Annotated in this window: 12 protein-coding genes; 6 read left to right on the forward strand and 6 right to left on the reverse strand. The window is 70.9% G+C overall.

Annotated features, from left to right (window positions below; genetic code table 11):
- Positions 1-12 precede the first annotated feature (12 nt).
- Positions 13-1,869: an SBBP repeat-containing protein gene (locus G4D85_RS35370; RefSeq protein WP_164018507.1), complete on the reverse strand. Its 1,857-nt coding sequence runs from the start codon at positions 1,867-1,869 to the stop codon at positions 13-15.
- A 327-nt stretch (positions 1,870-2,196) separates the two neighbouring features.
- On the opposite strand from G4D85_RS35370, the gene G4D85_RS35375 reads away from it, so the two are divergent.
- The 4 genes from G4D85_RS35375 (at position 2,197) to G4D85_RS35390 (ending at position 8,085) form a co-directional block, all read left to right on the forward strand.
- Positions 2,197-3,558 carry a hypothetical protein gene (locus G4D85_RS35375; RefSeq protein WP_164018508.1) on the forward strand — a complete coding sequence of 454 codons (1,362 nt, stop codon included), beginning with the start codon at positions 2,197-2,199 and terminating at the stop codon, positions 3,556-3,558.
- Positions 3,559-3,668: 110 nt separating this feature from the next.
- On the forward strand, positions 3,669-4,259 hold the full coding sequence (locus G4D85_RS35380; protein ID WP_240359688.1) for a class I SAM-dependent methyltransferase: 591 nt from the start codon (positions 3,669-3,671) through the stop codon (positions 4,257-4,259).
- A 313-nt stretch (positions 4,260-4,572) separates the two neighbouring features.
- A complete protein-coding gene (locus G4D85_RS35385; protein ID WP_164018510.1) occupies positions 4,573-6,291 on the forward strand; it encodes a B12-binding domain-containing radical SAM protein in 1,719 nt (572 codons plus the stop codon).
- A 186-nt stretch (positions 6,292-6,477) separates the two neighbouring features.
- Positions 6,478-8,085: a golvesin C-terminal-like domain-containing protein gene (locus G4D85_RS35390; RefSeq protein ID WP_164018511.1), complete on the forward strand. Its 1,608-nt coding sequence runs from the start codon at positions 6,478-6,480 to the stop codon at positions 8,083-8,085.
- Between the two features lie 61 nt (positions 8,086-8,146).
- On the opposite strand, the gene G4D85_RS35395 is transcribed toward G4D85_RS35390, so the two are convergent.
- The gene (locus G4D85_RS35395; RefSeq protein WP_240359689.1) at positions 8,147-8,638 is read right to left on the reverse strand and encodes a hypothetical protein; all 492 of its coding nucleotides are present in this window, start codon (positions 8,636-8,638) and stop codon (positions 8,147-8,149) included.
- Positions 8,639-9,249: 611 nt separating this feature from the next.
- Here G4D85_RS35395 and G4D85_RS35400 point away from each other — a divergent pair.
- On the forward strand, positions 9,250-11,271 hold the full coding sequence (locus tag G4D85_RS35400) for an Ig-like domain-containing protein (RefSeq protein ID WP_164018512.1): 2,022 nt from the start codon (positions 9,250-9,252) through the stop codon (positions 11,269-11,271).
- A gap of 195 nt (positions 11,272-11,466) precedes the next feature.
- Positions 11,467-12,789 (forward strand): metal-dependent hydrolase family protein, encoded by a 1,323-nt coding sequence (locus G4D85_RS35405; protein ID WP_164018513.1) that lies wholly within the window; start codon positions 11,467-11,469, stop codon positions 12,787-12,789.
- 9 nt (positions 12,790-12,798) lie between these two features.
- Here G4D85_RS35405 and G4D85_RS35410 read toward each other — a convergent pair whose 3' ends face one another.
- From G4D85_RS35410 to G4D85_RS35425, 4 genes are read right to left on the reverse strand one after another with little or no spacing between them, the layout of a single operon-like run.
- Positions 12,799-14,541 (reverse strand): acyl-CoA dehydrogenase family protein, encoded by a 1,743-nt coding sequence (locus G4D85_RS35410; protein WP_164018514.1) that lies wholly within the window; start codon positions 14,539-14,541, stop codon positions 12,799-12,801.
- Entirely contained in the window at positions 14,538-15,311 is a 774-nt protein-coding gene (locus G4D85_RS35415) for a thioesterase II family protein (protein ID WP_164018515.1), read from the reverse strand. The genes G4D85_RS35410 and G4D85_RS35415 overlap by 4 nt, the downstream gene beginning before the upstream one ends.
- Before the next feature lie 2 nt (positions 15,312-15,313).
- Entirely contained in the window at positions 15,314-18,349 is a 3,036-nt protein-coding gene (locus G4D85_RS35420) for a type I polyketide synthase (protein WP_164018516.1), read from the reverse strand.
- Positions 18,346-23,445, reverse strand: a complete 5,100-nt coding sequence (locus G4D85_RS35425) for a non-ribosomal peptide synthetase (protein WP_164018517.1) — start codon at positions 23,443-23,445, stop codon at positions 18,346-18,348. The genes G4D85_RS35420 and G4D85_RS35425 overlap by 4 nt, the downstream gene beginning before the upstream one ends.
- Positions 23,446-23,513 lie beyond the last annotated feature (68 nt).

The following is a 23,513-nucleotide window of genomic DNA, read 5'->3' on the forward strand; positions in this document are numbered from 1 at the left end:
GGCCCATGCCCGCTACGGCTTCGGGAGCTTCGTCACGAAGCCGTCGGGGTCCCCCATCACCGTGTTCCTGTCGAAGTGGCCGCTCGTGAAGCCGCCGACGTAGAGGTTCCCGGCGGCATCCACCGTCACCCCGTTGCTGTACACGCCCTCGTGCGCTCCGTTGAGCAGCGCAGCATCCTGCTGGACGACCCACTGCCGCAGGCCGGCCGTGTCGAACTTCGCGACGAAGTTGTGCACGCCCGGAGCGCTCGCGCCCGTGGGGTTGCCGATGTCACCCGCGCCACTGCCGGTCAGGTACACACCGGTCGCGTCGATGAAGAGCCCCGTGCCCCAGGCGCTGCCCGAGCCGCTGACCTCCCGGGTCCACTGCTTGACGCCGGAGGCGTCGAACTTCGTGACATAGGGGTCTCCGCCGGCCGTCGGGTTCGGGTTGCCGTCCAGGCCGCCCGCGCTGGAGCCCGTCAGGTAGATGCTGCCCGCCGCATCCGTCCCCGAGCCATACAGGGAGACGGCCGACGTCGGCGACCCGAGCTGCCGGGTCCACAGCTTCGTGCCGGCGCCGTCGTACTTCACGACGAAGAAGTCCTGTGTCCCCATGCGGACGTTGCCGTCCAGGGCGCCATCCGTCCAGCCGGAGACGTAGACGTTCCCCGCGCCGTCCGCCGAGGCGCGCCGTCCATGCGTCCGCGTGCCCGCCGCGCCCATCCGCCGCGTCCACAGCCGGTTGCCCGCGCTGTCGTACTTCGACACGAAGGCGTCGCTGGTACCGATGCGGGCAGTGCCATCCAGCGCGCCCTCGACCGTTCCGGCCAGGAAGACGTTGTCCGCGGCGTCCACCGCGGCCGCATACCCTTCCGTGCTGGACCCCACGTTCCCGAGCTGCCGCGTCCACTGCCGCACGCCCGTGTAGCGGGTCTTCATCAGGAAGGCCTCCCGGTAGCCCGTGCTCGGGGTGCCGTCGATGGACCCGTCCACGAAGCCGGCCACGTAGATCTCCTCCCACGTCCGGTTGTGCGCGACGCCGTAGCCCAGCGCGATGCCGCCGGGCGCGCCAATCTGCGCGGACCAGATCTTCGCCCCGTTCCAGTCCCGTGCCTGGAGGAAGCCGTCCAGCAGACCGACGAGCGGGGTGCCGTCCAGGCCCGGCTGCGTCATGCCCGTGACGTAGGTGCGCCCGGCCGGGTCCCCGGTGATGTCATGCACGCGGGTGAAGCCCGCGGGCGAACCGGTGGTCCGCGTCCACGTCGCCTGCGTCACCGGGTACGTCGCGGTGACGCAGTTGAGCAGCTCGAGCTTCCCCAGGGACACCACGACGATGCCGGCGCGCGTGTCGTTGTCGTCGGTGATGTGCAGCCGGTAGCGGGTGTACGCACCCGGCGTGGTGACCGCGAACTCGCGCCGCTCATGGCCCGCCCAGTTGACCTGGTTCGTCCGGGTATCGACCACCACCCAGCCGGAGCCGTTCCAGCCCTCGAGCGTCCAGTGCTTGGGCGCCCGTGTGGTGATGGAGCCGTTGGCGTAGTTGATGGCGTAGCGGTGGACCGTCTTCGCCCCGTTGAACCACTGGTAGCCAAGCCACGCCGGCGTCTGGTTCTCGGCGGAGATCCACAGGGTCGCGGCACCGCTGTCGAGCGCCTGCCAGGCCTCGTAGGACGTGCTGTAGACACCGGAGCGAGTCACGAGGCCCGAGGGCGTGGTCAGCCCCGTCATGGCCGGCACCACGTTCTCACAGGCCAGGCCCTGGGTCTGGGTGCCCAGCATCTCCCCGGCCTCGGGAAGGGGGGACTGCTCGCTGCCGCAGCCCGGCGCGGTCGTCAGGAGCAGCGCGCCCGACAGGAAGATGCTTCGAAAGGGATTTTGGATTCTCAAGATCTCTCCTCGGTTCCGTGCGTTGAAGGCACGGAGACTCCGGAGCCAGCCGTGTCGGCGGCTTCCGGGTGGCATCGTTGATACCGGCGCCTGCCCGCACGCCCGGGATGTATGTGATGAAATGGCCGGGGCTGGTGACGAGCCTGCCCCTGGCCGGGACGAAGCGTGACGGAGCGGCGGCGGGCGGTACGCAACTTTTGAGCAGTTCCACGGATAATCCACCTCAAGCTGGCTGGAGGCCTCTGCGTGTCATCCATCTCCCCGACTTCTTCTCGCCCTGCCGAGCTTCGGCCGCAGTCCGTTACTCCCCAGGAGGCCCCGGTCCCGGTGGCGCCCCAGGAGCCCCAGGCTCCTCCGGCGGCGGAGACGCCCCGTGCCGACCCCACCCAGCGCTACGTCGACGGCATGGAAGCGGAGACCGATGCGCGGCGACGTCAGGCCGAGGCGGCGGTCAGCGCACAGCCCACGGCACCGGTAAGAGACCCGAACCCGGTACGGACGCTCGACGAGATTTCCCGGGGCATCGGGGAGCGGACGGGCACCCTCCAGCGCGCCAATACCCAGGTCGAGCGCCTGGAGCGAGACCTGCAGCAGCAGCTTCGTGAGCGTGGCCCCGCCCTCGGTGAGGCCGAGCGCGAGCAGCAGCGCACCGCGTTTCGCACCCGCCCCGAGAATGCCCGGCACTATGCCGAGGTGGACCGCGCGGCCGTCGAGCTGAGCGGCTACATGGCGCAGAACGCCGGCCGGCTCCGGGACGCGACGGCCAGCCTGCAGCAGGCGCAGGGGCCGATGGCCGGACATGCCGCCCTCCGCATGGCGCAGGCGAACCAGGCACTCGCCGAGGCGCGCCCCCACACGCCGGAGGCCGCGAGCACGGTGCTCAAGAACCTCGGCAATGCGGCGGACGTCCTTGGCGGTGGAGCCTCCGCAGGCGCGGAGGTGTTCGATGGCTTCGCGGCCGCGTCGCGCCGGCTGGTCTCGAACGCGGGAGGCGCACTGGGCATCGCGGGAGGCGTGTTCAGCGGCGCCGACCGGCTGAGGACTCTCGGCGAGGGACGTGGCAACGCGGGGGACGTGGCGGGGCTGGTGGGCGACGGAGTGGGCATCGCGGGAACCCTCGGGGGCTGGGGCGCGGCGGCGGCGGAGCAGGCCGGACTTCGCGGCGCGGCGGCCCTGGGCCTGGCCTCCGGAGTGGCCGCGGTCGGAGGCTTCGCCGTGAGCGTCGGCGGGTCGCTGTACTCCAACCATGTCGAGCGCCAGCGGACCCAGGCGGACGCGGAGCGGACCCTCCGCGACGCCGGGCATGACCCGGCCACCGCCAACGGCATCGCCTACGCACAGCCGCGCACCCTGCGGGCCTACGAGCAGGCGGGCTTCAGCCCCGAGCAGGTCCAGGCGCTCGCCCGTAACGCGCCCGACGCCCTGCGGCTCACCGGCGACGTGAGCCAGCGGTTCCTGTCGGTGGCGCGCGGCGCGGGCCTGAGCAACGACGAGATTGGCAGCCTCCTGCGCGCCGCGGGCAGCAGCGCGGTGCCGCTGGTGATGCGCGGCTCGGAGATGGCCTCCGACGGCGTGCCGACCTCCCGCGAGGCCTTCCTCGGGCAGCTCGGTACGCGCAGCTTCCATGGCGATCCGCAGCAGCTCGCGCCCGCCATCGAGTTCCTGCGCGGCCTGCCCATCCGCCCCTGAAGCTCAAGATGACTCTCCTTCGTGCGCCTGCAACGCCCCGTCGTCTCGCATGGCTGTTGCTCTGCCTCGTGACGGCCACGACAGGCGCATGTCGCTGTGAGGGCGGCGAGGTGACGCGTCGCGAGCCCGACCGGATGTCGATGGAGGCTTCCGCGCTGGAGCAGCCCGTCCCACTCCATGGGGTCGGCGGGGTCGAAGGCGTGCAACCCGCGTATGACCAGTCCCGGCAGCCGGCCAGGTTCATCGCCGCGCTGGAGATTGCCCCGGGACAGCGGATTGCCGATGTCGGAGCCGGTCTTGGCTACTTCACGCTGCGACTCTCGGATGCAGTCGGTCCAGCGGGACAGGTGGTCGCGACCGACATCAACGATGAAGCCCTCGCGAGGCTTCGCGCGCGTGTGTCCGAGCGGAAGAACGTCGTGGTGCGGAAGGTGGCGCCGGACGAGCCAGGCCTCGAACCCGGCGCGTACGACCTGATACTTCTTTCCGAGGTGGACCACTTCCTCGCGGACCGGAAGGACTTCCTGACCAGGCTGCGTGCCGCACTCACTCCGAATGGCCGTGTTGCGGTGACGCACCTCCGGGCGATGCGTCCACCGCTTGTCGCCGCAGCCCAGGAGGCGGGCTACTCCATCGTGTCCGAGTACGACGGCCTTCCGGACCACTACCTGCTCTTCCTGCAACCCTCGTCCAGCCAGTGACCCTGCGTGGTCAGGCGTGCGTGCGTCAGCACCCAGGCTCGGAGGATGCGGCAACTCCTCGCCCATTCGCTCTGTGAAGCTCAGGGCCTCGCGCCAACAGCGTCATCGGCATCCCAACCAGGCGCGGGCAGGCGACAGGCCCCCTGGCGGTTGCCCGTCAGGTCGCCCCCTTCCACCGCTTTCATTGGCCAACCCGCCGGCCGTGGTGTTGATGGTGAGGGCGGCGGCGAGAGCGCAGGACGGCTCACACGCCCGTACGCCTCGGCGCGGGAGCGTTTATACTCGCGCCATTCGGAAGGTCGGGTTTCGTCTCATGCATGGCCGTCGCGTCCTCTCTCCAGTCCTCCTTGTCGGCGCCGGAACCGGCGAGGCCACCTGTGGAATCCTCTACCTCGCGAGCTATCTGCGACGGGGAGGAATCGAGGCCTTCGTCCGGCTCTTCGACGGGGACGAATCCGAAGACGAGGTGACCCGCTCGCTCGAAGCCATGGTGGCCCGAGTGCGCCCCCGGCTCGTCGGCATCAGCCTCAAGTGGTTCCACCATGTCCACCGCGCGCTGCTCCTGGCCCGGACGCTGCGCAAGATCGACCCCGAAATCCGAATCGTCCTGGGCGGCAACACCGCGTCGTACTGGTGGCGGGAGCTGGAGGCGTTCGACTGCATCGACCACATCGTCCTGGGCGACGGCGAGCTGCCGCTGCTGGCGCTCTGCCAGGGCGACCCCTCCCCGCCCAACTGCGTCTCCCGGGCGCCGGACGGCACCCCGCGACGGTTGCCGCTCGCGTACGTGCAGGGCGCCACGAACAGCGAAGACGTCTACTACTCGCACTTCAACGACATCTTCCTGAGCCACCAGGACCGCCACGCCTTCTCGGGGTGGGTCGCGCCCGGCAAGGGGTGCGGCGAGAACTGCCTCTATTGCGGCGGGGCGCGCGGCAACCAGAAGGCGGCCTTCGGACGCGCGAAGCCGTTCCTGCGGTCCGAGGAGAGCGTGCGCCGCGACCACCAGGAGATCGTCAACCGGACGTGGCAGCTCCGCTATGACTTCTCGGGAAGCTCGGCGGCGTTCCTGCAAAGCACCTGGGCGGGGGTCGACCTCTCACGCCACTCCTGCACGTATTTCCTGTGGGGGGTAGCCCCGCCCAAGCTCGTCGACGCGCTCGCCGAAACCTTCGAGCAGGTCTACATGGTGCTCGACGTCGGCTGCTTCTCGGAACAGCAGCGGCACGAGCAGATGCGTCGCGGCCTGCTCAAGCCGTGTGCCTCGGACCAGCAGCTCCTCGAGCTCATCGAAAGCTGCCGCCGCCATCCGAACCTGGGCATCGAGGTCTCCGGAATCGCGGGCCTCCCCTTCGCCAGCGCCGCCACTCTCGAAGAGGAGGTTCGCCTGGTGGAGCGAGTCATCAGCCTCGACTGCGTGGTGGGCTACCAGCGACTCGAAGCGCAGCCCGGGGCGCTCGTCACCGAGCACCCCGCGCGGTTCGACATGGAGACCGAAGCGCGAACGTTCCCGGAGTTCCTCGACTACTTCGAGCGACGCGAGCCAGGAGCGGTGACGGTGCCGATGCTGCGCTTCCGCGACGCGGCGCTTGAGAAGGAAGTGCAGCGCACCTCGGACCACGTGGATGCCCTCGCGTGGGCGCACAGGGACGCGAGGCGAAGGATTGCCATCAACGGACGCACGCGCCTGTTGAACACCGCCCCTTCGACGCTTCAGTTCAAGCTCGGTGATTGGTTGGGACCGCACCGGGTCCCCGCGAAGGTGGCGCAGGAGCAGGTGACTGTCGTGCGGTCGGTGGATGGAACGGGCATGGTCTGCGCACCGTCGCTCAACCCGCGAAGGTTCACCGACCCGACGCTGGACCAGGGCGAGGACGGGAAGATTCTCCTGACCACCCTGGCCGCCTTCGAGCGCCCGACGACGGTCGCCACCGCCGTGGAGCAATTGAGGGCGAAGGTGAGGCTCGACCCGGGCTCGGCGCACGAGGTCATCGAGCATCTCGTCGACGGGCGCTTCCTGCAGCCGGCGTAAGGCACCCGGCGCCTTGATGCCGGGGCTGCGCTCGTAGAGCACGGAGCCTCCGAAGGCGCCGCGCACGCCCTGCGGATGGCTATTTCAAGAAAATACTGATTTTCTTGGGATACAGGAAGAGCATCCTGCCTCTGTCTCCAGGAGGGAGCCGTCACTTCACCTCCCCCCTCGCAAGGAGTGCCGTGCATGCATCCGTTCCGTAAGCCCCTGGTCACCCTGACCGCCGCGCTATCCCTGGCCGCCTGTGGTCCGCAGGAATCCCCTCCACCCGAGACGCCGGCAGCCGTCGAGGACGCGCGCACCCCCACCCAGCGCGAGGCAGAGCGCACCCCGTACGCGCTGGACGCGGCCTTTGCCCAGGCCGCCAGGGAGTCTGGCGTCCCGGCCGACCTGCTCAAGGCCTACGCCTACGCGGAGACCCGGTGGGAGATGGTGCAGGGCCATGAGGAGTTCGCGGGCCTGCCCGCGGCGCACGGCCTGATGGCCCTGCGCGGCTCCCAGGTCTCCGAGGGTGCGCGGCTGGCCGGACTGTCCGAGGAGGCAGTGCGCACCCAGCCCGAGGCCAACATCCGGGCCGCCGCCGCGCTGCTGTCGGCGTACGCGGACGAGCTGGGTGTGGACCGCTCGGACGTGGGCGCGTGGGCTCCGGCCGTCGCGAAGCTCAGCGGCATCTCCGGCACCGAGGCGCAGGCGCAGTTCATCCATCAGGCCGTGTATGGCGTGCTGCGTGAGGGCGCGGAAGCACGGACGCCCGAAGGGCGGGTGGCCGTGTCGCTACCGGCCACCCAGGTGCAGGCGCGGTTCGTCTCGCCCGGCGTGCACGCGATGGCCTCGGGCCCGGACTACGCGGCCTCCATCTGGCGCCCTTCGACGAACTTCAACGCGCGTCCCGCGGGCACCGACATCTCGATGGTCGTCATCCACACCTGCGAGGGCGGCTATTCGGGCTGCTGGGGCTGGCAGGTCAACCCCGACTCCGATGTCAGCGCGCACTACACGGTGAACGAGAGCGGCAGCGAGGTGTCGCAGCTGGTGCGCGAGACGGACCGCGGCTGGCACGTGGCGGCCCCCTACGACTGCGGCCTCAACGGCAGCGTGCTGTGCGGCCTCAATGGGGTGTCGGTGAACAACTTCTCGGTGGGCATCGAGCACGCGGGCTACGCCAGCCAGACGTCCTTCCCGGCCGGGCAGATTGACGCCTCGGCGAAGCTGACGTGCGACATCACCCGCGACCGGACGGTGGTGCGTGACAGCTATCACATCGTGGCGCACGGCCGGCTGCAGCCGAACAACCGCACGGACCCGGGTCCCAACTGGCCGTGGACCACGTACCTCAACAAGGTGAAGTCGTACTGCGGGGACACCACCTCGGGCGTCATCATCGACAGCAACAACGCCAACAACGACATCAGCCAGTATTACGTCGAGGTGACGGGCACCAACTGGGTCTCCTCCACGAACGTGGGGGGCTATTACGGCTCGGGCTACTTCGTCGCCACCACCGCGCCGGTGTCGGAGCCGGTGACGTTCTGGTTCCACCTGCCGACGGCGGCCACCAGGACGGTCGACGGGTGGTGGACCTCGGCCACGGACCGCTCCACGCAGGCGCCCTTCAACGTCTTCAACGCGTCCAACACCAAGCTGGGCACGGTGTACGTGAATCAGCAGACGGGCGGCAGCGCCTGGAACACATTGGGCACCTTCAGCTTCTCCGCGGGCTGGAACAAGGTGCAGGTCAGCCGGTGGACGGCGTCCGGCGCCTACGTCGTCGCGGACGCCGTCCGCGTCCGGTAATTCCGGCCGAGCAGGGCTCCGGCGCCAGGAGGCTCCATGCCCCTGGCGCCCATGGGGCCAGTCAGAAGGTGGCGCCGAACCGCAGGATGTCCAGGTTCAGGTCCACGATGCGCTGGTCCTTCCACTCGTTTGCGCTCGGCATTCCGTACAGAGCACCGAAGTCGAACTTCTCGCGCCGCTGGTTCCAGGCGTAGCCCACGCCCACGCCGATGACCGGGGCGAGGAAGGAGCGCGAGCGCGCTCTCGTCTTCCGGTATCCCACGTCGAAGCCGAACGTGACTTGTCCCCCCGTCTCGTTCCTTTCGTCGCCCTCCTCCACTCCTCCCGTCAACTCCGTCCCGCGTGCCGCATCGTGGACCCACATGCCAGCCACCCGAGGCTGGATGAACAGCCCGTCGCCCCGCTCACCGGGCCAGGGCGTCCAGGCCACACCCACGGAGGCCTTGAGCGCCCGGACCGTGCCGCAGCGCGCGGGGGTGCCGTGCAAGACGCTACAGGGGTCTCGCATCAGCATGGGCGTGACTTCGAAAACCCAGTCAGTCGTGTCCGACAAGCGCAGGTTCAGGCCCACTGGAAGCGCGACATGAAGGCCGAGGCCCAGGGGCGGCACCAATAACATCAGCGACCAATGCCCGATCGGCGACTTGGTCCAGATGGCATGCGCGGCTCGCGCCTCCTTCGGCTTCGCTGGGGCCACTGGAACATCCAGCCCCTGGGCCCGTGCCGTTGCAGCGAAGAGAAGAATCGCGGCCAGTATCGTCCTGTTCAAACGTGTTCTCCCGTCTGGAGTCGCGCCGGGCCTTGCAGATGCCATACCCGCGGACAAGCACAGGCGCCCACCGAGTGGAACAGACAACGCCCGGTAGAGGAGCGTGACAGGCCTGTCGTGCCTCGCGGGAGCGGATGCAGGACGCCGATGTCACGGCTCGCATCCCACCTCCGCTACGAGGATGACGGCTCACCGGATGAGCCAGCGCCACACACGACGCACCTGGTCATTTCCGCGTCAGGGAACGCACGTTGACATGCTGACTTTCAGGCAGTTACTTTGTTCGGGCAACAAACAAAGTCACCCACGGGCGCTGAGGCACCATCGAGGACCTCGCCCCGTCCTTCACAGCAGCCTTCGCTGAACCACATCCTCGCTGGAGCGTGAGTTGAGTGATGCCCCCACAAAATCGACTGTTCGCAACCTCCCTCCTGCTGCTGACGGTGCTGGTACAGACGGCCTGCGGCTCGGATGACCCCAACCCCAACCCCAACCCGACTCCCACGCTGAGCAGCGTGAGCGTGGCGCCAGCCACCGTCACGCTTGCCGGCGGCGCCACCCAGCAGCTCACCGTCACCGGCACCTACAGCGACGGCACCACGAAGAACGTCAACGCGTCCGCGACCTTCGTCTCCGACACGCCAGCTGTCGCCACGGTGAGCAGCACGAGCGGCCTGGTGACCGCCGTCGCGGCCGGGACGGCGCGGGTCACCGCCACGGTCTCCGGAAAGAGCGCCTCCACCACCGTGACGGTCAGCCCTTCGGCGGAGCCGACGCTGTCGTCCATCGCCCTCGGCCCGAGCCCGGCCACCGTGGCCCAGGGGGGCACGTTGCAGCTCACCGTGACGGGCACCTTCAGTGACAGCTCCACCCAGACGCTGACCTCGACCGCGACCTTCAGCTCCAGCGCGGACGCGACCGCCACCGTGAGCGCCTCCGGCCTCGTCACCGGCGTGGCGACAGGCAGCGCCACCATCACCGCCTCGGCGAGCGGCAGGACGGCCACGCTGGTCGTGACGGTCTCCGGCGTGGCGACCCAGCCCGACGCGAACCAGGTCGTCTTCTACGACGGCTACGGTACGGACGTGTCCTTCCGGGACTTCGGCGGCGCCGTCAACAACGTCACCATCGACGCCACCGAGACCTTCAACGGCCGCAAGGTCATCAACTTCCAGGTCACCAGCCCCAACGGGTACTCCGGCGGCGCCTGGGTCACCACGACGCCCCGCGACCTCTCCACCTACAACGCGCTGACCTTCTGGGCGAAGGCGAGCAAGGCCGAGACGCTCAACGTGAGCGGCCTCGGCAACGACGCTGGCGTCGGCTCCGGGACCGGCTTCGGCAGCGAGCGCACCGCGCTCGCGCTCACCACGGACTGGCAGAAGTTCACCATCCCCATCCCCAACCCAGCCAGGTACAAAGATGTGGGCGGCCTCTTCCACATCGCCGACGCACCGGACGGCTACACCCTCTACCTCGCCGACGTGCTCTACGAGAACCTCGGCGCCGGCGTCCTCGGCGCGGGCGTGGCCTCCGTCGCCAACGGCACCTCCGCCACGGGGTCGGTTGCGACGGCCGGGACCTACACCATCGACCCGGGCCAGAACCAGGTCGTCTTCACCATCGCCGGCGACCCGGCGAGCCCGGTCACCGTGAAGCCGGTTGCCAACGCCTTCTTCGACTTCACCTCGTCGGCCCCGGCGGTCGCCACGGTCAGCGCCAGCGGCGTCGTCACCGGCGTTGCCGCGGGCGGCCCGGCGACCATCTCCGCCACGCTGGGTGGCGTGGCGGCCACCGGCTCCTTCGCCATCACCGTGACGGGTGTACTCGGCGAGCCGACCACGCTGCCTCCCGCGCCCACTCATGCGCCGGGAGCGGCCGTGTACTCGCTCTACAGCTCCGTGACTGGCGGCTACACGGGCACGGTCTCCGACCAGAGCTCCAAAATCGACACGTGGCGGACGGACTGGAGCGCTGGGGCTGGCGGGGCGACGTTCCCCATCAGCGCCGGTGGCGGCAGCGCGGCACCGCGCAAGTACGTCTTCACCAACACGACCACCTATATCGGCATCGAGTTCTACGGCACCGCGGGCGTCAACCAGATCGACGCGGCGGGACTGGGGCTCACCAAGATTCACCTGGACCTGTGGACGCCGGACAACGCGACCAACTTCCAGGTGAAGCTGGTCGACTTCGGGGCCAATGGCGCATTTGGCGGTGGCGACGACACCGAAGGAACCGCCACGCTCACGGCCGACTCGACGCCGCCGCTCTCCACCGGGGCCTGGCTTTCGTATGAGCTGACGCTGGCCAGCGACTTCCAGGGGCTCGCGAACCTGCACCATCTGGCCCAGATGGTCCTGGTCGCGCCCAACGGGGGCACGGTGTTCATCGACAACCTCTACTTCCACCAGTAGCCACCGCGGATGCCGGCGCCGAGCCTCGACAGGCTCAGGCGCCGGCAGTCACGGGAGCGAGGCAGCCGAGCGCCAGGGCGCCCGGCCACGGTGAGCGCCCCTGCACGGTGGCGAGCGGTTGCCACCGTGTAACGCGGACACACGGGCAGTGCGGGTGGCTTGACTCGGGGAGAGCCCGGGCGCCAATGAGACGTCATGCGACTCGCCCTCCTGCTCGGCTTGTTCCTCCTGTCCCTGTCCGCCCTCGCCGCGGAGCCCTCCCGAGCCCAGGTCCTCAAGGCCGCGCGCCTCTTCGATGCGAGGACGGGGAAGGTCATCACCCCGGGCGTGGTGGTGGTGGCGGAGGGCAAGGTGGTGGGCGTGGGACCGAAGGCGCCCGTGCCGGAGGGCGCGAGCGTGGTGGAGCTGGGCGACGCCACGCTGCTGCCGGGCTTCATGGACGCGCACACGCACCTGACCGTGGAGCCCGGACCCGACTGGCGCAAGGACGTCATCGACAGCTTCCAGCGCACGATTCCCGAGCTCACGCTGGACACGCTGCCCTGGGCACGCACCACGCTGCTGGCGGGCTTCACCACGGTGCGCAACCTGGGCGCGGAGGACTTCATCGACGTGGGCCTGCGCAACGCCATCGCGCGCGGCGTCGTGGTGGGGCCGCGCATCCTCGCGGCGTCGTCCAGCCTGAGCTCCACGGGCGGGCACTGCGACTACGGCAACTCGTGGCGCAAGGGGCTGCTGGCCCGGGATGCCAGCCCCGGCGTGGCGGATGGCCCGGACGCGCTGCGCGCCCGCGTGCGGGAGACCCTCAAGTACGGCGCCGACCTCATCAAGGTGTGCGCCACGGGGGGCGTGATGAGCTTCAACGCGGAAGCCGACGCGCCGCAGCTCACCCAGGCGGAGCTGGACGCGGTGGTGGACGAGGCCCACGCGCACCGGCGCAAGGTGGCCGCGCATGCCCACGGCGCGGAAGGGGCGAAGCGCGCCATCCGCGCGGGTGTGGACTCCGTCGAGCACGGCACCCTGATGGACGACGAGGCCCTGGAGCTGATGAAGCGCAAGGGCACCTGGTACGTCCCCACGGCCTTCGCCTTCCACGGGGTGAAGGAGCTGGCGGACAAGGGCAACCTGCCGCCGGACAACGTCCTCAAGCTCCGCGCGGTGGACCAGCGACGGGAGCAGGTGCTGCGCAAGGCGATTGCCCTCGGGGTGCGCATCGCCTTCGGCACGGACGCGGGCGTCTTCGTCCACGGGCGCAACGCGGAGGAGTTCGCGCTGCTGGTGGAGGCCGGCCTTCCGCCCGCCGAGGCGCTGCGCGCCGCCACGGTGAATGCGGCGGAGCTGCTCGGCGTGTCGGACCGGCTGGGGACGCTGGAGCCAGGGAAGCTGGCGGACGTCGTCGCCGTGCCCGGCAACCCGCTCCAGGACATCCGCGCCACCCAGAAGGTCTTCTTCGTGATGAAGGAGGGCGTCATCCACCGCAACGACGCGGCACCGCCCTCCCCCACCCTCAAGCGCTGAACGCGGGCCTCACGGCCGCGTGAGCACGTCACACAGCAGGAAGTCGAGCTCGCTCCCGGACAGCCAGCGGGCGCTCACCCCCGCGAAGTCCGGCTCCGTCTCGGCGTCGGCCTGTCGCCAGAGGTCGCCCAGGCGGTAGCGCGCGGCGGTGCAGTAGATGTCCGCCAGTTCACCAGCGTGCGGCTGGCCTCGCGAGGCCAGGGCCGAGGCATGAGCCAGCGTAACGGACATGGTGAACAGCTCGTTGCAGAGCTGGTTCAGCAGGATGAGCGTCCGCTCGCGCGCATGGAGCACGGCCGCATCCGGGTAGCGGCGCGACAGCTCCAGGCACCTGCGGGCGAGCCGGTGCACCTCCTGGGCGGTGTGCTGGAGGTGCTCGCGGTTGCGGGCCGACAGGTGCGCCTCCACCGGAAGCGGCGCGGGGGGAGCATCGAGCTCCGCGGCATGCGCGGGCGACGGGTAGTAGAGGGAGAAGAGGCCCTCCCGCGCGGCCTTGTGGTCCACGAGGAAGTCCACGCCGCCCGCCACGCGGAAGGCCCGGGCGTCGCGCAGGGCGCGCTCCAGTGGAGCCGGCACCGCGCCCCGTGCCGCCTTGCTCTCCGCCGTCTCGTAGCCCTCGGCGGCGAGGAGCGACAGGGTCCGGTCCGTGATTCGCGCGCAGGCCAGGGAGGCGATGTTCTTCGCCGCCACCTGCTCGAACCAGCGCACGGGCAGGTTGTCCGCCGTCACACCCGTGAGGCTCCACCGGGCCACGCTCTCCATGGCGAAGACCTCGGCCGCGGTGGTGGAGACCTGCCGCTGGATTTCATCGAAGTCGCCGAGCGCGCGTCCCTGGGCGAGGCGCCGGTGGAGGAAGTCGCGCGACCACTGCAGGCACTTTTTCGAGAGCGCCAGGGACGCAGCAACGATGATGTACATGCGGCCCAGCGCGCTGAGCGGCTCCAGCAGCGGCGTGTTTCGCCAGTGCTCCTGCGACATCGCCAGCATCCGCTCCTTCGGCACCCGCACGTTGTCGAAGCTCAGCGCGGAGATGGGCAGCCCGCGCAGACCCATCAGCCCGTGCTCTGCCCGGACACGGAAGCCGGGGCTCGTCGTCTCCACGAAGAAGAGGCTGATCTGCTCCTTGCCGCCTTCGCAGAGCGTGGCCGTGACGTTCAGGAGGTCCGCGATGGAGCCGTTGCCGATGTAGACCTTCTCCCCGCTCAAGACATAGGCCGTCCCATCTTCCGTGGGCGTGGCCGTGGTGGACGCGCGCCGCGCGGAGGCACCGGTGGGCTCGGTGTCGGCCCAGCCGGAGATGGCCCCCTCGGCAATCCGGGCGCGGACATAGTCCCGGAGCGGACCGGCCTGGACCGCCTCGATGATGGCGCCCGCGCCCAGGCCGCTGTGGATGGCCAGCGTGTAGCCCACCGGGAGGCACCAGCTCATCACCGCCTCGATGACGCGGAAGGTGTTCAGCATGGAGAGCCCCCGGCCACCCAGCTCCCGCCCCACCTGCAGCTTGTAGTAGCCCCGCTCGCGCAGGGCCTCGCGCAGCTCCGGAGCAATGCGTCCCGTGCGCTCCACCTCGTCCGGGTCCACGTGCTCCTTCAGGAACCGCTCGACCTCGGTGATGACGGCATCCCCCTGCCGCCGCTCCTCCGGGTCCTGCTCGGGGAACGCGCGGACGAGGTCCCAGCGGAGCTTCCCCGCGAAGAGCTGGCCCAGGAAGCCCTCACGGCTGCGCAGGGCGGGGTGCAGAGGCTCGTTCATGGCTTCAGGTCCCTTCTGGAAATGGTGTCGGGGCGGCCCTGCCGCAGTGCCCTCCCGAGGAGTTGCAGGAGCGTGTCCTTCTGCTCCCGCAGGTAGAAGTGGCCACCGGGCAGCAGGTGGAGCTCGAAGGACCCGGTGGTGTGGGCGCGCCACGGCTCCAGCTCCTCACGAGTCAGGTCGTCCTGTGAGCCGCCCGTGACAGTCATCGCGCAGTCCAGGGGCGCTCCGGCCTCGTGCTGGTAGGACTCCACGAGCGACAGGTCCGCGCGCAGGCCCGGCAGGATGAGCTCGCGCAGCTCGGGGTCTTCCCGGAGCTCCACGGCCAGCTCGCCGTAGGTGGGTTCGAGCGCGGTGAGCAGCCCGTCCTCGTCCAGGTGGCTTGCGGGAATGCCCCGCGGAGGAAGCTGCGGAGCGGGGGCCGCGGAGAGGAACAGCCAGCCCGGTAGCGCCCGGCCCAGGCCACGCAGGCGCCGGGCCGTCTCGAAGGCCACGAGCGCCCCCAGGCTGTGCCCGAAGAACGCGAAGGACGTCCCGAAGTCCACCGCGCCCACCAGGGTGTCCACCAGCTCGCGCATCCGGCTGAGCGGCGCCTCCTCTGCCCGCGCGCCACGGCCGGGAAGCTGCACGCCCCACACCTCGACGTCCGGGAGCAGGTCCGCCCAGCGCACGTACTCGCCCACGGAGCCGCCGCTGTGGGGAAAGCAGAAGAGGCGCACGGGGGCCTCGGGGCGCCGCACGCGGCAGGCCAGCCAGGGAGAAGGCAGCGTCATGGTCATTTCGAGGAGGCCCCTGGGGGCGGGCTGGTGTCGGACGAGGTCTCCTCGAGGTAGCGGGCCAGCCGGGCCACGGTGGGAGCGCGGAAGATGGCCTTCACCCGCAGGGGCGTGGAGACATGCGGGCGCAGCCGCGCGATGAGCTGCGCCGCCATCAGCGAGTCGCCTCCCAGCTCGAAGAAGTTGTCGTGGAGGCCGACCCGAGAGAGCCCCAGGACCTCCGCGAAGGCGGTGGCGATGCGGTGCACCGTCGGGTCACCCGTCTCGGGCAACTCTGGCCCGGTGGCGGTGGGCACGGTGGCCGCGTCACTCCGGGGCGAGGCGGGCAGGCTCCCCTCCCCTGCCTGACCCGACACGGGAGCGGGTGTGTCCGGCGCCTCGACCAGGTAGCGCTGGCGCTCGAAGGGATACGTCGGCAGGGGCACCCGCTGGCGTCGCGCGCCCGCGTGCAGTCCCTGCCAGGAGAGCGGCACGCCCGCGGCCCACAGGCGCCCGGCCGCGGTGAGCGCACTGACCAGGTCCGAGGTGTCGTCCGCGGGGTGAGGGAGGGTGGCCACCGAGAGATGCGTTCCCTCGTCGGGGTGCTGGCGCGCCAGCGTCGCCAGCGTCCTTCCCGGGCCCACCTCCAGGAAGATGCTGGCCGGGCCGGCGAGCAGCGTGCTCAGCGCCTCGCCAAAGCGGACGGTGTGGCGCAGATGCGCGGCCCAGTACGCCGGGTCCACGGCCTGCTCCGCGGAGACGGCGGCTCCGGTGAGGTCGGAAATCCACCGGAGCTGAGGGGGACGTCGCTCGACGCGCTGGACGCTGGCGCTGAACGCGGCCAGTGACGGCTCGACGAGGTGTGAGTGCCCGGCGCCAGGGATGCGCAGCAGGCGCGACTCCACGCCGCGCGCCGTCAGCCGGGCCTGGAGCGCTTCGATGTCCGCCACCGGGCCGGACACCGCGCATTGCGCGGGCCCATTCACCGCCGCCAGGGAGAGCCCGGCCTGGAGCAGCGGCACCAGCTCGGACTCGGGCAGCGGCACGGCGAGCATGGCGCCCGCGGGCAGGCTCGCGAGGATGCGCGAGCGCTCCAGGACCAGGTGCAGGGCATCCGCCAGGGAGAACACGCCGGCCACCGTGGCCGCGGCATATGCCCCCAGACTGTGTCCCACCACTGCAGCGGGCTTCACGCCCCAGCGCTTCCATAGCCGCGCCACCGCGTACTCGATGACGAAGACGGAGAGCTGGCCGGTGACGAAGTCCCCCATCCGGGCGGAGGCCCGCTCGCGCGCGGCGGCGTCCGAGGGCTCGGGATGGAGCACCGCCCGGAGGTCGAACCCCAGGAGGGGCGTCAGGTGCTCGCGGCACTCGTCCACGGCCTCGCGGAAGGCAGGCTGCGTGGCATACAGCTCCCGGCCCATGCCCACGTGCTGGCCACCGTGGCCGGGGAACATGAACACCACCGGGCGTTCTCCAGGCTCCAGCCGCGCGTCGCCCGGGGAGCCCTCCTGCTCCGCCAGCACGCGGAGGACCTCGGTGGAGTCACAGCCCACGGCGAACCCACGGTGCGCGTGCGCGGGACGTCCCACCTGGAGCGTCCAGGCGATGTCGCCGAGGGAGACCTCCGGATGCTGGCGCAGGTGGCCGCCGAGTCGGTCCACGGCCCGGGCCAGCGCGGAGGGGCCGTGGGCCGACAGCACCAGCAGTTGCGGGGTGCGCGAGCGCTCCGAGACGGGCTGCTCGGGCGCCTCCTCCAGCACCGCGTGGGCATTGGTGCCGCCGATACCCAGCGAGCTGACGCCGGCCCGCCGGGGAAGACCGCCGGTGTCCCAGTCCCGCAGCTCCGTGTTCACCCGGAAGGGACTGTGTTCGAAGTCGATCTCCGGGTTGGGCTGCTCGAAGTTCAGACTGGGGGGCAGCTTCCGGTGCTCCAGTGCCAGGACGGTCTTGATGAAGCCCGCCACGCCGGCCGCCGCGTCCGTGTGGCCGATGTTCGTCTTCACCGAGCCAAGCCAACAGAAGTGTCGCTGACGGGTGCCGAAGGCCTTCGTCAGCGCGGCGAGCTCGATGGGGTCTCCCAGCCTCGTGCCGGTGCCGTGGGCCTCGATGGAGGTGATGCTCTCGGGCTCCACCCCGGCGGCGCGCAGCGCGGTCTCGATGACGCGAGCCTGTCCCTCCACGCTCGGCGCGGTGAAGCCAATCTTCCCGGCGGCGTCGTTGTTGATGGCGGAGCCCCGGAGGACGGCGCGAATGGTGTCCCCGTCCTCCAGCGCGTCCGCGAGCCGCTTGAGCACCACGAGCCCGGCGCCGTTGCTGCCCACGGTGCCCTGCGCGCGCGCGTCGAACGCACGGCAGCGACCGTCTGGAGACAGCGGCCCGCCCTCGCTGTAGTGGCCGAACCGAGGCGGCACGTGCACCGACGCACCTCCGGCCAGGGCGATGTCGCAGTCCCCCGAGAGCAGCGCCTGGGCGGCCAGGTGGATGGCGACCAGGGACGTGGAGCAGGCCGTCTGCACGGTGACCGCGGGGCCGCGCAGCCCGAGCTTGTAGGCCACCCGGCTGGTGAGGAAGTCCACGCCCGTGGCCAGCCGAAGCTGCCAGTCGCTGGCGCCTGCCAGCAGCTCCCTCCGGGCGCGGAGCGTGGACAGATAGGACGTCTCACTCCCTCCGGCGTAGAGCCCGATGGCGCCGCGATAGCGCGCGGGGTCATACCCGGCGTCCTCCAGCGCCTCCCGCGCGCACTCCAGGAACACCCGGTGCTGCGGATCCAGCATGAGCGCTTCCAGGGGCGAGCAGCCAAAGGCCGCCACGTCGAACCTGTCGGCGTCCGCCACCAGGCCGAAGGCGGGCACCTCCTCGCCCACGGCGCTCTCTCCGGGCGGCTGCTCACGAGGGCGCCCGTCCGGACCGAAGAAGGTGATGGACTCGACGCCGCCGGCCAGGTTGGACCAGAACTCCGCGGCGTTGGCGGCACCGGGAAACCGGCACGCCAGTCCCACCACCGCGACGTGCGCGGAGCGCTCCTCCTCGTCCTGCGCCAGGAAGGCACTCACTCCGCTTCCTCCCGGGTGCCGTCCGTCGCCAGCCGTTCCCGGCGGCCCAGCAGGCGCGCGCGCCCGCTCCGCCGCTGCTCCTGACGCTGCTCCCGCTCGGCGGCCGCCTCCCCACCATCGTCCTGGCCCTGGAGATACCCGGCGAGTGCCCGGACGGTGGGGAACTCGAACAGCTTCACCATGGGCATGTCGTGCCCCAGGCGGCTCTTCAGGAGGTATTGCACCTGCGCGAGCAGCAGGGAGTGTCCGCCGAGGTCGAAGAAGTTGTCCTCCGCGCCCACGCGCTCCAGGCGCAGCGTCTCGCACCAGAGGCCGGCGAGCCGGCGCTCCAGCTCGCTTGCGAGCGGAGCCTGAGGCGCTTGCGTCGCGGCGCTGGGCTCGGGCAGCGCCCGCTCATCCACCTTCCCACCGTGGGTGAGCGGCAGCGTCCCCAGCTCCACGTAGGCGGAGGGAATCATGTAGGCCGGCAGCTCGCGGGCGAGGTGCTCGCGCAACCGCGCCGGTGAAGGCATGGCCTGTCCGGCCCGGGGAACGAGGTAGCCGACCAGTCGCGCCTCTCCGCCCGGAGCGCTCCACGCACGGACGTGGGCCTCGGCGAGTCCAGGACACGTGCGCAGCAGCGCGGAGACCTCCGCCGGCTCCACCCGGAAGCCACGAACCTTGACCTGCGAGTCCATGCGGCCCAGGAACTCGAGCGCGCCGTCCGGACGGGAGCAGACGCGGTCTCCCGTGCGGTACAGGCGCGCGCCAGGGCGCGAGGAGAACGGGTCGGGGATGAAGCATCCGGCCGTGAGGTCCGGGCGGTTCAGGTAGCCCCGCGCCACCCCGGCACCGCCGACATACAGCTCTCCCGCGACGCCCGGCGGCACCGGCTGCAGCTCGGCATCCAGGACATACGCCGTGGCACCGTCGATGGGCTGGCCGATGGCGGGCAGCGCCTCGTTCGGGCCTCCGGGGAGTACCTCGCAGGAGGTGGCCGTCACGGTCGTCTCCGTGGGGCCGTACTGGTTGAACAGCCGCCAGGGCAGCCCGGGTGCCGGACGCGCGTGGAGCCGGTCTCCGCCCGCGAGCACCGTGCGCAGCGCGCACGCAGCGGGCCATGCCAGGGCCAACAGCCGCTCGGCGAGCGCCGTGGGCAGGTCCGTGAAGGTGATGCACTCGGAGAGGAGCCACGCCTGGAGCCGCTCCGGGGACAGGCGCACGTCCTGTCCGGGGACATGCAGCGTCGCGCCGGCCGACAGCGCCGGCCAGACCTCCGCGGCGGACGGGTCGAAGGCGGGAGAATAGAGGAGCGTGGTGCGGCTGTTCGCGTCCAGGCCGAAGGCACGCCGGTGCCACCCGACGAGGTGGGCCAGCGAGCGGTGCTCCACCATCACCCCCTTGGGCCTGCCCGTGGAGCCGGAGGTGTACATGACGTAGGCCAGCTGGCCGGGCCGCACGCCGGTGGGAAGGTGGCCGCGTGGCGTGCCGGGGGCGCGAAAGTCCCCGACGCACACCCGCTCCAGCGCGGTGGGAAGCCGCTCGACAAGGGCTCCGGTGGTGACCACCTGGCGGACGCCTGCATCGGCGAGGATGAGCGCGAGCCGCTCCGCGGGGTGCTCCGGGTCCAGGGGCAGGAAGGCGGCTCCGGCCAGCAACACTCCCAGCTCGGCTGTCACCAGGTCGGCGCCACGGGGCACGCAGACGCCGACGACCGGGTCCACGTCCGTGCCCTGCTGGCGGAGGTGCTCGGCCAGCAGCGTCGCGCGCCGGACCAACTCCGCGTAGGTGAGGCTCCCTGCCTCGTCGTCCACGGCCACTGCGTCGGGCGTCCGCAGGGCCTGCTCCAGGACCTGGTGATGCACCGGAGGCTCGGAGCCACGCGCGGAGGGGACGTTGCGCTCCACCAGGAGGGCGTGGCGCTCCGCATCGGTGAGCATCGGCAGGCGCGACACAGGAGTGCCGGGGCTGGCCACCGCGGCCTCGAGCAGCCGCAGGAAGTGGGTGGACATCCGCTCCATCGTCGCGCGGTCGAAGAGGTCCCGGTTGTACTCCCAGATGAGCGAGATGCGGGCATCACCGCGCGCCGGGTCGCCCAGGTGCCGACCGGCATGCGGAATGGCGACGACGTCCAGGTCCACCTTCGAGGAGCCGTTGCCACGCTCGAAGATGGTGCATGCGGCACCGCCGAGCTGGGGACTGGGCACGGCCGAGTCGTGGAAGCTGAACATGGCCTGGACGAGCGGGTTTCGACTGGGGTCGCGCTTCACGCCCAGGCCCTCGACCAGCTTGAGGAAGGGATACGTCTGGTGCTCCGCCGCCGCGGCGGTGAGGTCCCTCACCTGGCGGACCAGGTCGCGGAACGACGGCGCGCCGGAGACGTCACACCGCAGGACGACGGCGTTGACGAACATGCCGATGAGGTTCTCGACGTTCCGGATGCCGGCCCTGGCGGCGAAGGCCGAGCCGATGCACAGGTCGCGCTCCCCGGTGTAGCGGTGCAGCAGCGTGGCGAAGGCGGCGAAGAGGGCGTTGAAGAGGGTGACGCCCTCCTGCTGGCAGAAGACCCGCAGGGCGCCGGGCAGCGCGGGCGGCAGCTCCAGCCGGAGGAGGTCGCCGTTGAAGCTCTGCACGCGCGGGCGCGGGTGGTCGGTGCGCAGCGGCAGCACCTCGGGCGCGCCTGCCAACCGCTCGCGCCAGAAGGCGAGCTGGGCCTTCATCGCCGGGGAGTCGAGCGTCGAGCGCTGCCAGGCGGCGAAGTCGGCGTATTGCACCGGCAGCTCCGGCAGCGGCGATTCTTCTCCGCGCAGGTAGGCGTTGTAGAGCGCGTCCAGCTCCCGCATCAGCACGGAGAAGGACGCACCATCGTGGACGACGTGGTGCTCGACGAGGACGAGCTCGTGCTCGTCGGGAGCCAGGCGGATGGCACTCCAGCGGGCCAGTGGCGGCTCGAAGAGGGAGAGCGGTCGCCGCAGCTCCTCGCGGATGGACTCCTCCCTCCGGCGCTCCCGCTCGTCCCCGGACAGCCCACTCAGGTCGAGCAGTGGAACCTGCACGGGCGTCACCGGCCTGACGCGCTGCCATGGCCGGCCGTCGACCTCCTCATAGGTCGTCCGTAGCAGCTCGTGGCGCCGCGTAATCTCCGTCAGGGCACGCTCCAACACCGCCAGGTCCAGCCCGCCCAGCACGCGGAGGGTCGTCTGCGCTTGATATGAAATGCTGCCGGGCGACAGCTTCTGGAGGAACCAGACCTGCTCCTGCTGCACGGAGAGCGGCGCCCGCTCTCGGCCGGCGGCGCGGACCACGGGCGGCAGCACGTCCTTCGCAGGAGTAGCTCGCCGCGCCTCCAGCACCTCCGCCAGCTGTGCGATGCGCGGGTGGGCGAAGAGCTCCCGCAGTGACAGGGGGAGGCCCAGCGCGTCCTCAATCCGGGTGGTGATCTGCGTGGCGAGCAGGGAGTGGCCTCCCAGCTCGAAGAAGTCGTCCTCGATGCCCACCTGCTCCAGGCACAACACCGCCTGCCACACCCGCGCGAGCCCGTGCTCCAGCTCCGTGCGGGGCGCGACGTACGCACGGCTCCGAGGCGCGTGGACGGCGGGAACAGGGAGCGCCTGGACGTCCACCTTGCCGGTGGGGCCGAGCGGAAGCGCGTCCATCACGACGAACGTCCGCGGCATCATGGCCTCGGGAAGCCAGGCCCGGAGGTGCTCGCGAAGCTGCTCCGTCCCAGGGACGGCGCGCGCATCCCTCGGCGCGAACCACGCGACGAAGGAGACGTCCGGGCCAGCTTCCGGCGTTCCGGTGAGGGCCCCGGTGCTCCGCGCCATGACGTGCGCGGCGCCGACGTGCGGATGGGTCAGCAGCGCGGCGGTGACTTCCGCGGGCTCGACACGAATGCCGCGCACCTTCACCTGCGAGTCGATGCGGCCGTGGAACTCCAGCGAGCCATCCGGCAACCGGCGTCCGAGGTCGCCCGTGCGATACAGGCGCTCGCCGCCAGTGAGGGAGAAGGGGTTGGGAATGAAGCGCTCGGCGGTGAGGTGCGGTGCGCCCACGTACCCGCGAGCCAGGCCCGGCCCTCCGATGAAGAGCTCCCCCGTCTCCCCGGCGCCCACGGGCCGCAGCTCCGCGTCGAGGAGGTGGAGCTCCGCACCGTCGATGGGACGGCCGATGGACGGCAGGCGCTCCTCGCGCGACTCCTCGCCGGGCGGGACGATGCCCGAGGTGCAGTAGATGGTGCACTCGGCCGGGCCATAGCCATTCACGAGCTGGAAGGGCAGCCCGGGCCTGGGTCGCACGTGCAGCCGGTCTCCCCCGGTGAGCAGCAGGCGCAAGGCACAGTCCTCCGGCCAGAGAAGCGGGAGCACGCGCTCGGCGAGCGGCGTCGGCAGGAAGACGAAGGTGATGCCCCGGGCCAGCAGCCACTCCTGCAACCTCCGAGGCGACAGGCGCGTCTCCTCGTCAGGCGGCAGCTCCAGGCGCACGCCCGAGGCCAGCGAGGGCAGGATGGACATGACCGACGCGTCGAAGCCTGGCGAGGCCACCACCCCGGCGCAATCCGCCGACGACAGCGCGAACGTGCCGCGGTGGTACGCCGTGAAGGCGGACAGGGCGCGGTGGCTGACCATCACCCCCTTGGGAAGCCCCGTGGAGCCCGAGGTGTGGATGACGTAGGCGAGGTGGTCCGGCAGGACGTGCACGCCCGGATTCACCGCCGGGAACGACGCGAGCTCCAGTCCCGAGGGAGAGACGACCTGGGCGCCGTCCAACGCGAGCCGCTCCACGGCAGCGCCCGTGCCGATAACAAGCTTCACGCCCGCGGAGGCCACCATGTATCGCAAGCGCTCGGGCGGGGTGGACGGCTCCAGCGGAAGCCAGGCGGCTCCCGCCTTGAGTACGCCCAGGATGGACACCACGAGCTCGGCGCTTCGAGGGAGGCAGATACCGATGATGGAATCCGGCCCGGCCCCCCGCGCGAGCAGCGCCTGCGCCAGCCGGTTCGCGTGCTCGTTCAGCGCGGCATAGGTGAGGGTCTCACCCCCGTGGCTCACCGCTACATGGAAGGGAAGTTCGGTCGCTTGTTGCTCGACGAGTTGGTGGACGAGGGGGAACAGCAAGAGGCCTCCGGCCGGCGCCGTACGTTCGCGGAGTGCCCGCACCGGCGGGTTGGAGCTATCAGTTGAGT

Source organism: Pyxidicoccus trucidator, assembly GCF_010894435.1.
Taxonomy (GTDB): Bacteria; Myxococcota; Myxococcia; order Myxococcales; family Myxococcaceae; genus Myxococcus; species Myxococcus trucidator.

Bases quoted from the DNA above. Each gene is read 5' to 3' on its own strand.
- G4D85_RS35385 (WP_164018510.1), top strand. From the start codon at position 4,573: ATGCATGGCCGTCGCGTCCTCTCTCCAGTCCTCCTTGTCGGCGCCGGA.
- G4D85_RS35390 (WP_164018511.1), top strand. From the start codon at position 6,478: ATGCATCCGTTCCGTAAGCCCCTGGTCACCCTGACCGCCGCGCTATCC.
- G4D85_RS35400 (WP_164018512.1), top strand. From the start codon at position 9,250: ATGCCCCCACAAAATCGACTGTTCGCAACCTCCCTCCTGCTGCTGACG.
- G4D85_RS35405 (WP_164018513.1), top strand. From the start codon at position 11,467: ATGCGACTCGCCCTCCTGCTCGGCTTGTTCCTCCTGTCCCTGTCCGCC.
- G4D85_RS35410 (WP_164018514.1), bottom strand. From the start codon at position 14,541: ATGAACGAGCCTCTGCACCCCGCCCTGCGCAGCCGTGAGGGCTTCCTG.
- G4D85_RS35415 (WP_164018515.1), bottom strand. From the start codon at position 15,311: ATGACGCTGCCTTCTCCCTGGCTGGCCTGCCGCGTGCGGCGCCCCGAG.